Genomic DNA, 12,104 nt, shown 5'->3' with positions numbered 1-12,104 from the left:
GGAGCTTTCGAAATCGACCTGAAAGTCATCGAATTCTGCCCAAAACTTGCAAATTTCGTTCAAAACCAGGGAACTAACAGGGACTTCTGTGGATTTCTCTGCAAGCCACCATCAACAAAGTGCTTAGTGATCTTTTCTGCGGGATTCAAGAAAATAACAGGGAAATACCTGGGAAGCAACTCCGGTCATGATCGCCATCTTCCGGCACTCGTGACGCCTTGGAAAGCAACTACCTTGTTATTGCCGCCCGAAGTCCATCACGATGCGCGCGTCGACTTCGATGGGCTGTCCATTCAGGCGGTAGGGCGCATACACCCATTGCCGTGCCGCACGAAACGCTTCCACAGCGAGAGCTCCGTTTCCGCTGATCAGCTTCATGTTTTTCAGACGGCCGTCCCTGCCGATAGTCGCGGCGATGACTACCGATCCACGAATTCCAGCGGCCTTCGCGAATGCCGGAAACACTGGATTCACGCGATGAAGCAATCTGCCTGTCGTGACCTGACTGGCCGGCAGCGACGCGTTCAACAGCCTCACCTGCGAAACCTTTGTTGGTAGGAAATAGGTAGTGTCCACCCGAAACGGCGCTTGATTGGACGCGGGTATAGATGGCGCATCGGGCGCGAGTTCTGATTGATGCCGATGTCCAGCTAATCCCGTTGTGAAATTGGACTCCACGGAGTCATCCGGAGTAGCCACCTTCCTCGCTGCGGCCCGATTCGGGATTGAGGCGACGACTTGCACCGCGCTCGATGGCTCCGACGTAGAAGTCTGAGGAGAAGTCGCTTCCGCAGGTTGAAGTTGGGACACAGATGAGACTGGAGCCGACGCTAACTGATAGGCAATTCGATTCGGTGGAGACGCTGAGGAATGAGGACGGCTCAGGCGCCAATTCACATAGTCGCCGACGCCAACTCCGCCTATGAGCAACAACGCACCCAACAGGATACGGCGCGTGTTCCAGTTCGGGCCGTGGGATTTATCCTCATCACGATCTTGTTCGAATGCATGTTCGGTTGCGCTCGACTTCGCTTGCTCCTGGTTCGAAGCGGTGAATTCACGCTCCGACTTCTGATCCGCAAGTTCGAAGCCGGCAGGCACAAACGGGGCTGGCGCTGTCTGTACTTGCGGCGCCGGCAAATCCGGCCGCCTTCCAGCGTCGTCGGAATCGGGTGACTTGGCCTGCTCCTTTGGCAGAACACTCGCGAGCGCCTCGACGGGCGAAGAACTCAATTGATTTTTGTCGTAAAGGTCGCCAATCAATTCGGCGATCGAACTCAACAACAGCACGTCGCCACCTTCGAAGTTTCCCGGCACGGATGAAAACACTTCAGCGACGCCGACGATGACGTCGTCTGCAGATGCCACCGGAACAATGAGCAGGGAACGAAAATCGAGCTGCCTGCACACCTCTGGGTCCACACGCGAATCGTGTTCCGAGTCGGCCATAGAAACGATATTGCCGGTGCGGTAGCACTCGCCGCTAAGACCTGTATCGATATTGAGCCTTACTCCAATCTCAGGCGCGTTTCCCGTGCTCGCGCGACAAATCACGTCGTTGCCTTCACGCCACGCGACCGCTGCTCCTGTAGCCCGAGTGTGGTAGGCCATTCGTTCCGCAATCAGCTTAAGTGCGGCTTCGTTGCTAAGGCTCCCCGAAGCCAACTCAGCCCGCAAGTCGGAAATTTCAAAATGGGCTCGCGAAACCAGAGTGGACAACGGTGGGATCGGAGATGTGGTTTCAGCTTCTTCGTCCCGAGCTGACGCCTGATCGCTCTTGAGCCAGCGCTTCAGGGCTGCGGTAGAGTCGGGCTTGATGCGAGTAAAGCGAACACCCACACGTCCGAAATTGTCGCACCAGGCGACAAGTCCGGCAGCCTCGATTACAGAGTTGGAATCGGGAAATTGGAAATCGAGAAAAGTGGGTGTCCCCGGCTCGAGACGTGAACTGCCGGAAACGGAGAGACCGCCCTCACCAAGGTCGTGGAGCCAAACCTCTTTTCCCGGCAAGAGTTCGATCGGCAGTGGAGTTTCGACCTTCTTGCGAAGAAAGAGGCGCTGTTCCACGAAGCCGAGTGGTTCAGGGACAGCGGGGGAGTCAGGGTGCGGACTCAATCAGCTCCTCGCGACGATTATGGAAACTGCTTCGCCGAAGCCCAAGCAGTCGGCGTAGCTGCCGGTGTTGTTGCACGTGGCGCCGGCGTGGCAGCGTATCCCTGGCTGTCGCGCGACGTCGGTTGCGCTGTCACCGTCGCGGTGCCAACTTCGGCGCTATCGTCGAGCAGCCTGACCGCGATGCGCAGAGCTTCCACTTCCTTCTGTACGCGTTCGAACTCGATTTCCTTCTGGCTAAGCAGTTCGTAGATATCCTTCACTTGCGTGTTGCTCCTGACGCAGAGAAATCTTTTTCGACTACTTCGCATAATCCATCAGATTTGCCTGAGAGTAAAGAGAGAAGTGAGCGGTACTTTATAATTCGCGTCCAAACATGACAAAAATCTTCGGCATTGTGGTTCTCGCTCTGTTCACTTCCGGCTCCTGCGTGGTTTCCCAGACTCAAATAGCTCCAGCTACCAATACGAAAGTCATCGTCATACGCGCGGCGCACATGCTCGACGTGAAGAGCGGCCGTACGATCGACAACCCAGTCATCGTGATCACCGGCGAACGGATCTCTGCCGTTTCGGGAGCGCCTCCCGCCGGAGCAACGATCATCGACTTGCCGGGAGCAACGCTCGTACCTGGCCTCATCGACGCGCACACGCATCTGATCGGGCAGGGAACGCGCTTTGGCTACGAAACGCTCGGCGTCTCTACGCCGATGGAAACGCTCTGGGGCGCGCGTAATGCGAAGGTCACGCTCGAAGCGGGATTCACCACTGTTCGCAACGTCGGAGCCAGCGGATACAGCGATGTAGCCCTGCGTGACGCGATCAACCAGGGGCTGGTGCCGGGACCGCGAATGCTTGTAAGCGGGCCTCCGCTGGGCATCACTGGGGGACACTGCGACGACAATCTCCTCCCATTCGAGCGCCACGACACTTCCGAGGGAGTGGCGGACGGAATTTCTGGAGTGCAACACAAGACGCGCGAGGTGATCAAGTACGGCGCCGACGTGGTGAAGATCTGCGCCACCGGCGGAGTGCTATCCAAAGGCGACGATCCGCAGGCCTCGCAGTTCACGCTGGAGGAGATGAAGGCCATCGTAGCCGACGCCCACCGCCTCGGACGCAAAGTCGCCGCGCACGCCCACGGCGCACAGGGGATCCTGTGGGCCACTGAAGCCGGGGTCGACTCCATCGAGCACGGCTCCTACATCGACGATGCCGCCATCGCCGCCATGAAGCAGCATGGCACGTATCTTGTACCCACGATGTATCTGCAAACCTGGATGCTGGAAAACGCACAATCAATCGGACTGCCCGCGATGTACTCGGGAAAGATGCGGCAGGTCACCGAGGTCGCCCGCAAGAATGTGTCGCACGCTTTCGCTAGCGGCGTGAAGGTCGCCTTTGGAACCGATGCAGCCGTCTATCCACATGGATTGAACGCTCATGAGTTCAACGTTTACGTGCAGATGGGCATGACACCGGTTCAGGCGATCCAGACCGCAACTGTGAACGCCGCCGACCTGCTGGGATGGTCAGACCGGATTGGAACTCTCGAAGTTGGCAAGTTTGCGGACATTGTCGCCCTGAGCGGCGATCCCACCAAAGACGTGGTGACACTGGAGCATCCGGTGTTCGTGATGAAGGGTGGAGTAGTGTATCGGAATGACGTCACTCGATGATCTCAAGTATTTGTTCAGCGCTGTCGCTTTGCCCGTCGTCTCTCATGCGTCGAGCCGTGTTTGTCCGCGACTATTGTTACGCTTCCGGAACGGGTAATGCTACCAACAAATGGTGGTTCTTCGGTCAGGCAGATTCGGCGCATCTCTGGTAAAGCCAAAGTCAGAGCATCAGCCATCTCCGCTGCGTTGAAATTGCCGGAACCGAAATAGAATTCGCGCACCCGGTGGATACGCACCGCCTCTTTTTCCCATTGGTTGTAGCGATTACGCTTGTCTTTGGTGAGGACGATCCAGGATCGTTCGCCAACGAACGTCAGCCACACATCATCATCTTCGCCACGAGTGAAGGTGTCAGCGTGGCGCCTGCATGTGATGCCGCTCTCCGCCAAGGCGTCCATTATCGGCTTGCAATTATCCAGGTTCTCATCAAGGAAAATGATGAAATCATCAAGCCGCAACTGCTCTGGTTTCCCAACGGATAGCCTCTTCGATTTGTTTCTCTTCGAGGCCATACTCTTTAGCCAGATCAGGTATCGACTCCCTTGCGTTGAAGCGCGAGGCTATGACCGCCGTCGAGATACCGGTGCCAGCGATGACCGGCTTGCCAAACCCTACCCGTGGATTGATAACGATAAACTTGGGCTCACTTGCGCTACGCTCGCGCACAAAGGGAAAGAACTTGAACAGTCCTTTGGGATCTCTCTCAATCCGCTCCAAATGAACACCGACAATCTCAGGCATAACAAATTGCCCACCACGCGAGATGTTCAGCATTGTGTCTAGTTCCCGAATCAGAATATCTACGCGGTTTGTGTAAAGCGGCTGCTCAATCAATGGGTGCCGGAATTCAGATGTCGCATTGAGATGGGCTACGGCTCGACGGATCTTTGCAATGCGGAGATCATACAGAGAGCGCATCGCAGCAAGCATGTGACACTCCAACAGGTTCATGAACGAAAGACTTCGTGGATGTTTGCCGGCAGCTTGAATTAGCGGCTTATTCTTTCCTGCTCCGATTGTCCAGTATTCAAGTGTTTTGATGGGAACGCGGAGGTAAAGTGCGGCCTCGGAGAGGCCATACATGGGTAGTTCTAGACTTTCATGTGTGGCTGTAAGCTTCAATTTGATCGCTCTTAATGTTGCGGCGCTCATACCTGTTCCATGTCGTCCGACTCTTGCAGTGCCGAGGCCCCGATTGAATCCATGAGAATAGAAGCTGAGCGGCATTCTTAACTCGGCGCCACCGGAATGTTGCTGTGCGCAGCCTCGAAAACGTATTTTAGAACGAAAGCGTCAAACTGGCTTCCGCAGGCGTCAACTCAGATAATACGCAGCTTCTTCCCCACCTGTTTTAGGATTTCCAGCGCCTGATCAAGCTGCTCGCGTGTGTGCTTGGCGGTCATGATAGTGCGAATCCGCGCCTTGCCTTCTGCCACGGTTGGGAAGGCGATGCCAGTTGCCATCACACCTTCGTTGAATAGCTCGCGCGAGAACTGCATTGCTAGGCTCCCTTCTCCGACGATCACCGCCGTGATCGGTGTTTCGCTCGCCGGAGTGTTCTTTCCGCCGATGTTGAAGCCGAGGCTGCCAAGTTCCTTTTTGAAGTAGCGGGTATTCTCCCAAAGCTTCTCCATCAATTGCGGCTCCTTCTCGAGCACGTCGAAGGCAGCGATGCAGGTGGCAGCCACTGACGGCGGGTGGGACGTCGAAAACAGGAACGGGCGCGCGCGGTGGTAGAGGAAGTCGATCAGGTCGCGGGTGCCACAGACGTATCCACCGAGCGCGCCGATTGCCTTCGAGAGAGTTCCGACCTGCACATCCACGCGCCCGTGGACTTTGAAGTGATCGATCGTACCGCGGCCGTTGCGACCGAGTACGCCAGACGAATGCGCGTCATCCACCATCATGATGGCGCCATACTTCTCGGCAAGGTCGCAAAGTCCGGGTAGAGGACCGATATCGCCGTCCATGGAAAAGACGCCATCGGTAATCAGCAGCTTCTTACCGGGTTGATCTTTTACTGAAGCGAGTTGTTCCTCGGCATGCGCAATGTCTTTGTGGCGGAAAACCAGGATCTTCGCTCGCGAGAGTCGCGCGCCGTCGATGATTGACGCATGATTCAGCTCGTCAGAGATGATGAAATCTTCTTTGCCCAGAATCGCCGAGACCGTTCCCGCGTTGGCGGCGAATCCCGACTGGAAGACCACGCAAGCCTCTACGTTCTTGAAGCGGGCAATCTTCTCTTCCAGCTCCATGTGAATACGCATAGTGCCGGCGATGGTGCGCACCGCGCCCGATCCGACTCCGTATTTCTTCGTCGCGGCCAACGCGGCCTCGCGCAGCTTCGGATGCGTAGTCAGTCCCAGGTAATTATTCGAGGCAAGGTTAATGACTCTCTTGCCGTCGAATGTGCACACCGGTTCCTGCTCGTCTTCGAGCACTCGCAGTTTGAAGTGGGTGCCTTTTTCTTTGAGCTGGTTGATCTGATCGGTGAGGTAAGAAAGCGGATCGACGCGGGTAGCGGTAGGCATGACGGGATAGTTTAAATCTTCGAAAGCGGGTTCACCACGGAGGCACGGAGTACACGGAGAAGACAGCCGGATGAAACCACAAAGGACACGAAGGAACACGAAGGGACACGAAGGAACACGAAGGAACACGAAGGAGGAGAAAACCCCTTTCCGAAATTTCCTTTGTGATACTTCGTATCTTTTGTGGTTAGTCGGCTGTCCTCCGTGTACTCCGTGCCTCCGTGGTGAAATCGGTTTTGCCTACAAGATCTCAATCAACTTATCGCCCTTAGGCAGCACTTCGCCGATGCGCACTGCGGGCACCCCTGCAACTTCCATGGCTGCGACAAGACCTTTGGCGATTTCATTCGGAACAGAGAGCAACAATCCGCCAGCAGTTTGCGGATCGTAGAGCAATGTCTTCAGATCTTCAGGAATGTCTTTTTTGTAGGTGACACAGCTTTCTGCGAACTCGCGATTCGTCTTTAGGCCGCCGGGAATGAATCCGCGCTGCACGCACTCCAAGGCGCCGCGCAACACTTCGATCAGCCTAGACTCGATGCGGATGCTGGTTTTGCTTCCGAGTGCCATCTCGCGCACGTGTCCGATGACACCGAAGCCGGTAACGTCGGTTGCCGCGTGAACCTCGAAATCGCCTTGATGGACGACTTCCACAGTACGCCGATTCAACTTGGTCATCGAAGCGACAGCACCGTCGATCCACTCTTTCTTGGCCTCTCCGCGCTTGATTGCGGTTGAGATCACGCCGGTGCCGATCGGCTTTGTGAATACCAGCGCATCGCCAACTCTCGCTTTTGAATTCGCCCAGAATTTCCTGGGATGAACACGGCCCGTCACGCTGTAGCCGAGTTTCATTTCGGGATCGCGAACGCTGTGGCCTCCAGCAACGATGCATCCGGCTTCCTGCATCTTCGACAAGCCGCCAGCCAGCATTTGCCCGAGCACCTCCAAATCGCCACCGTCGGGAAAACAGACAACCGCGAGCGCAGTCATCGGCTCGCCTCCCATGGCATACACGTCGCTGAGCGAATTCACGGCCGCGATCTGGCCGAACACAAACGGATCGTCAACGATCGGAGTGAAGAAATCGACTGTCTGTACCAGGGCGAGATCGTCGTTCAGGCGGTACACGGCCGCATCGTCGGCTGTATCGAAGCCGACCAGCAGGTTCTCGTCATATTGCCGGGCTAATTTCCCAAGCACCTTGTCCAGCGCCGCTGGACTCAGCTTCGACGCTCAACCCGCCGCTTTCACCTGCTCGGTCAGGCGTAGAGGACGACGATCTTCCATGGGTTCGATTCTACGCGGAACGGCCTATTCACCACGGAGACACGGAGTCAGGGAGAACAGCCGGATGAAACCACGAAGGACACGAAGGAGCACGAAGGACGAGAAAGGCCCTTTCCCAAATGTCCTTCGTGATACTTCGTGTCCTTTGTGGTTAAGTCTGAGGCCCTTCTCCGCGTCTACATGGTGAGAGGTGACTAGATCAACTGTCGCCGATGGAGCGCGCCCAGCGCCCAGGCGGCATTTTCCCGCGCGTGTGGCTCGGGAGAGGTAATGAGCGTCTTGATCAGTGCGTCCGTCGACGACTTGCCGATGTTGACCAATGCGGAAGCGACTTCTTCGCCCAGCGTTAGCTTGCGGGCGTCGAAGATGTCGGGTTTGCGATATTTGGAAACTTCGATCGGGGTGGCGTCTCCAAGGAGGTCGACCAATGCGGGAATTGCGCGCTCGGCTGCGGTGCCGCGGCTGCCCAGCCAGTAGGCTGCGGCTGCTCGCTGCTGCGCTTCCTTCGAGCGAAGCTGCGCAATGTGACGGGCAATGTTGTCGTCGATGGACCGAACGGCGACTGCCTGCTCGCGGCCTATGAATCCACAAAACAGGACCAGACAGCTTAGCAGTGTCGAGAACAGAATGGCTTCCCGGTGTTGCCTCATGCGCCCTCGCAACTTCCCTGAAGAAATTCTTCGAGGAATATTACGCAACTGAGCTGCCGACCGGTTCCTTAAGGTAAGTACAAGAAATTCAAAGCGAATACGCGGGACCAGATGGTTCGAGGCTCCGTAGCTCTCTCCACCGATGGGAAACTCTGTTCGAAACCGAACGCAGATGTTATCCCTTCACCCGACGAAGGACGTGCAGAGGAAGCAGGAGTTGTCTGAGGCGTGTTCTTCGGTTTTGTTAATCCTATATATTTGAAAAATAAGGATAACTTGTCATTTTCCAAGATATTGACAGTAATACGCTCATATTTTATGCTTCTATCATGCTTAGACAGCATCTAAGCTGGTGAGGCAATAAGGCCGCAAGTTCAGATTTCGCAACAACATTTAGGAGGCTTGAAACACATGGTTATCACTCGTTGGGATCCCTTCCGTGAGTTGTCATCTCTGCAGAATCGCGTCAATAGCCTGTTCCAGGACTATGGACGCAGCACGCAGGAAGAGCTCACTACTTCTGGGAGCTTCGTTCCTGCGGTAGACGTCTATGAAGACGAGCACAAGGTCACGCTGAAGCTCGAAGTTCCGGGCGTGAAGCAGGAAGACCTTGACGTTCAGGTCGAGAATCAGACACTCACGGTTCGCGGGCAGCGCACATTCGAAAAGGAAGAGAAAGAAGAGAACTTCCAGCGCATTGAACGCCGCTACGGCAGCTTCTCTCGCTCCTTCACGTTGCCACCCACGATCAGTACTGAAAGCGTGAAAGCGGACTACGAAAACGGCGTGCTGAAGATTGAATTGGCCAAGCGCGAAGAGGCGAAGCCAAAGCAGATCAAGGTGGGCGTTGGCAGCGGCAAGAAGACGCTCGATGGCGCGAAGTCCGAAGCCAAAAGCGCAGCCTAATCCTCAAAGGAGTACATTTATTTCTGAGACGGGAGATTGGGCCCAAGGCCCCGTCTCCCGCTTTTTCTTTCAAGTCCTTTTCACCACGGAGACGCGGAGTCACGGAGAAAACCCAAAACAAAAGCTAACCACAAAGGTTCACGAAGCACACTAAGGATGTGGAGGGTGATTCCTGAGACCTTCGTGATCGTTCGTGCCCTTGTGGTTTCGCTCGGGTTCCCACTTTCGGTGACGGACATGATGTATCAAGCATGAACAAGGAATGTTTATGGCAATTCGTTGGGACAAATTAACTCTCAAATCGCAGGAAGCCCTTCAAAGGGCCAGTGAGCTGGCCACCGAGAATGGCAATCCTGAACTTCTGCCCCTTCATCTTCTCGGCGCCTTGCTTGAAGACAACGAAGGCATCGTTGTGCCTGTGCTCCGCCGAATCGGCGTTCCCCCGGAAAAGCTGTTGACCGAAGTGAATGCCGAGATCGCCAGGCTCCCCAAGGTCTCCGGCGCCTCAGCGCAACCGAACATGTCGTCTGCTTTGCAGAAGGTGATGGATTCGGCGTTCAAGCAGGCCGATACGTTCAAGGACGAATACGTCTCCGCCGAGCACCTGCTGCTGGCCCTTTCGCAGATTTCAAACGATCCGGCGCAGCGCTTGCTCAAGGGTTCGGGAGCGACGCACGACAAGATTCTCCAGGCGCTCACGCAGGTCCGCGGATCGCAGAAGGTGACCGACCAGAATCCCGAGGCCAAATACCAGGCACTCGAGCGTTATGCCAAAGATCTGACGGAGCTGGCGCGCAAAGGCAAGCTCGATCCCGTAATCGGACGCGACGAGGAGATCCGCCGCGTAATCCAGGTTCTCTCACGCCGCACCAAGAACAATCCCGTGCTCATCGGGGAACCCGGCGTGGGTAAAACGGCGATCGCTGAAGGACTCGCCCGCCGCATTGTCTCCGGCGACGTTCCAGAGATTCTCAAGAACAAACGCGTAGTCTCGCTCGATCTCGGCTCCATGCTGGCCGGCGCAAAATATCGCGGCGAGTTCGAGGACCGTCTCAAGGCCGTGCTGAAGGAGATCGAAGACTCAGCGGGACAGATCATCCTCTTCATCGACGAACTGCACACGCTAGTTGGCGCTGGCGCGGCAGAGGGTGCAATCGACGCTTCGAACATGCTGAAGCCGGCGCTGGCGCGTGGAGAGCTGCGGGCTATCGGCGCCACCACGTTAACCGAGTATCGCAAGTACATCGAGAAGGACGCCGCGCTCGAACGCCGCTTCCAGCCTGTTTTTGTGGGAGAGCCCACGGTTGAAGACACGATCGCGATCCTTCGTGGATTGAAAGAACGCTATGAAGTCCATCACGGCGTGCGTATCAAAGATTCCGCGATCGTCGCGGCTGCAACCTTGTCGCACCGCTACATCACTGATCGTTTCCTGCCCGACAAAGCAATTGACCTGATCGACGAAGCTGCGGCCTCACTGCGCATTCAGATCGACTCCATGCCGACGGAGATCGATCAGCTCGAACGCAAAGCAACGTCGCTTGAGATCGAACGACAGGCATTGAAGCGCGAGAAAGATCCAAACTCAAAGGAACGTCTCGCCGAAGTGGAGAAAGAGCTTGCCGAACTTCGCGAGGAGATCAATGCTCTGAAGGCGCGCTGGAAGGAAGAAAAGCAGGCGATCACGCGAATTCAGGAGCTGAAAGAGCGCATCGAGAAGCTGAAGCTCGAGGAGCAGACCGAGGAGCGTCGCGGCAATCTGCAGCGCGTGGCGGAAATCCGCTACGGACTGTTGCGCCAAGCCGAAGAGGAGCTAAAGCGGCTCAGCGCGGAGAGCGATGGAGCCCGTCCGGTGAGCCGGATGCTCAAGGAAGAAGTCGACGAAGAGGACGTTGCTCGCATTGTTTCCAAGTGGACCGGGATTCCCGTTTCGAAGATGCTCGAAGGCGAAGTGAAGAAGCTGTTGAGCATGGAAGCGCGCCTGCGCGAACGTGTCATCGGACAGGATGCCGCGCTGGAGCGTGTCTCCAACGCGATTCGCCGGTCTCGCGCGGGACTGAGTGATCCTCGGCGTCCCATTGGTTCATTCATCTTCCTCGGCCCAACCGGTGTCGGTAAGACTGAGTTGGCCCGCGCACTGGCCGAGTTCCTGTTCGACGACGAGCACAACATGATCCGCATCGACATGTCGGAGTACATGGAGAAGCACGCGGTTGCACGCCTGATCGGCGCGCCTCCGGGATATGTCGGCTACGACGAGGGCGGACAGCTAACGGAAGCTGTGCGTCGGCGTCCGTATTCGGTGATCTTGTTCGACGAGATCGAGAAGGCGCACAGCGATGTCTTCAACCTGCTCCTTCAGATCCTCGATGATGGCCGCCTCACGGACAGCAAAGGCCGCACCGTGGATTTCAGGAACACAGTCATCATCATGACCTCGAACCTCGGCGCCATGTACCTCAACGCCGAGGCGCTCAGCACTCCGGAATCGTTCCAGCGTGCGAGCACGCAGGTGATGAATGTAGTGCAGGAACACTTCCGTCCGGAATTCCTGAACCGTGTCGATGACATCATCATCTTCAAGCCGCTGGGGGAGGCGGAACTGATCCGTATCGTCGATCTGCAGCTCGCGAATCTGCGCAAGTTGCTCGCCGATCGCAGAATCACCATTGAACTCACGGCGGCGGCGAAGGAGCTGATCTTCCGAGAGGGGTATGACCGAGCGTATGGAGCTCGTCCGTTGAAACGCGCGATCCAGCGCCTGGTGCAGGATCCGTTGGCATTAAAGATTCTAGACGGCGAGGTCCTGCATGGCGATCATGTGATCGTCGACGTTGATCCGCGGAAAGGTCAGCTCGTATTCCGCGCGGAGCGGCCGGGAGCACAGGAGCCCGTTACTCCGCTGGAAACTGTCGAGAGCCCGTCGTAAAAGGCAGG

The 12,104-nt window shown here is 56.4% G+C and carries 10 protein-coding genes; 3 read left to right on the top strand and 7 right to left on the bottom strand.

Annotation, left to right across the window (positions count from 1 at the left end; all coding sequences use genetic code 11):
- Positions 1-237 precede the first annotated feature (237 nt).
- Both VNX88_21285 and VNX88_21280 read right to left on the bottom strand, forming a co-directional pair.
- On the bottom strand, positions 238-2,115 hold the full coding sequence (locus tag VNX88_21285) for a TonB family protein (GenBank protein ID HWY71213.1): 1,878 nt from the start codon (positions 2,113-2,115) through the stop codon (positions 238-240).
- Between the two features lie 17 nt (positions 2,116-2,132).
- Positions 2,133-2,375 carry a hypothetical protein gene (locus VNX88_21280; GenBank protein ID HWY71212.1) on the bottom strand — a complete coding sequence of 81 codons (243 nt, stop codon included), beginning with the start codon at positions 2,373-2,375 and terminating at the stop codon, positions 2,133-2,135.
- Positions 2,376-2,488: 113 nt separating this feature from the next.
- Between VNX88_21280 and VNX88_21275 the strand changes: the two genes are divergently transcribed.
- Entirely contained in the window at positions 2,489-3,790 is a 1,302-nt protein-coding gene (locus VNX88_21275) for an amidohydrolase family protein (protein ID HWY71211.1), read from the top strand.
- Positions 3,791-3,804: 14 nt separating this feature from the next.
- Here VNX88_21275 and VNX88_21270 read toward each other — a convergent pair whose 3' ends face one another.
- The 5 genes from VNX88_21270 to VNX88_21250 form a co-directional block, all read right to left on the bottom strand.
- Positions 3,805-4,248: a hypothetical protein gene (locus VNX88_21270; protein HWY71210.1), complete on the bottom strand. Its 444-nt coding sequence runs from the start codon at positions 4,246-4,248 to the stop codon at positions 3,805-3,807.
- Complete coding sequence (locus tag VNX88_21265) at positions 4,238-4,942, bottom strand: DUF433 domain-containing protein (GenBank protein ID HWY71209.1); 705 nt, start codon at positions 4,940-4,942, stop codon at positions 4,238-4,240. Before VNX88_21265 ends, VNX88_21270 begins: the two co-directional genes overlap by 11 nt.
- A 167-nt stretch (positions 4,943-5,109) precedes the next feature.
- Positions 5,110-6,321 (bottom strand): glycine C-acetyltransferase, encoded by a 1,212-nt coding sequence (locus VNX88_21260; GenBank protein HWY71208.1) that lies wholly within the window; start codon positions 6,319-6,321, stop codon positions 5,110-5,112.
- 240 nt (positions 6,322-6,561) lie between these two features.
- Positions 6,562-7,548, bottom strand: coding sequence for a selenide, water dikinase SelD (selD, locus tag VNX88_21255; protein ID HWY71207.1), 987 nt, complete (start codon positions 7,546-7,548; stop codon positions 6,562-6,564).
- A gap of 257 nt (positions 7,549-7,805) precedes the next feature.
- Complete coding sequence (locus VNX88_21250) at positions 7,806-8,261, bottom strand: hypothetical protein (protein HWY71206.1); 456 nt, start codon at positions 8,259-8,261, stop codon at positions 7,806-7,808.
- A 411-nt stretch (positions 8,262-8,672) separates the two neighbouring features.
- Between VNX88_21250 and VNX88_21245 the strand changes: the two genes are divergently transcribed.
- Positions 8,673-9,167, top strand: a complete 495-nt coding sequence (locus VNX88_21245) for an Hsp20/alpha crystallin family protein (protein ID HWY71205.1) — start codon at positions 8,673-8,675, stop codon at positions 9,165-9,167.
- A gap of 268 nt (positions 9,168-9,435) precedes the next feature.
- Entirely contained in the window at positions 9,436-12,096 is a 2,661-nt protein-coding gene (gene clpB, locus VNX88_21240) for an ATP-dependent chaperone ClpB (GenBank protein HWY71204.1), read from the top strand.
- Positions 12,097-12,104 lie beyond the last annotated feature (8 nt).

It is taken from the genome of Terriglobales bacterium, from assembly GCA_035567895.1.
In the GTDB taxonomy this organism is placed as follows: domain Bacteria; phylum Acidobacteriota; class Terriglobia; order Terriglobales; family Acidobacteriaceae; genus Gp1-AA112.
Note: the sequence above shows the minus strand (reverse complement) of the source record. Positions and strands in the feature narration are given on the sequence as shown.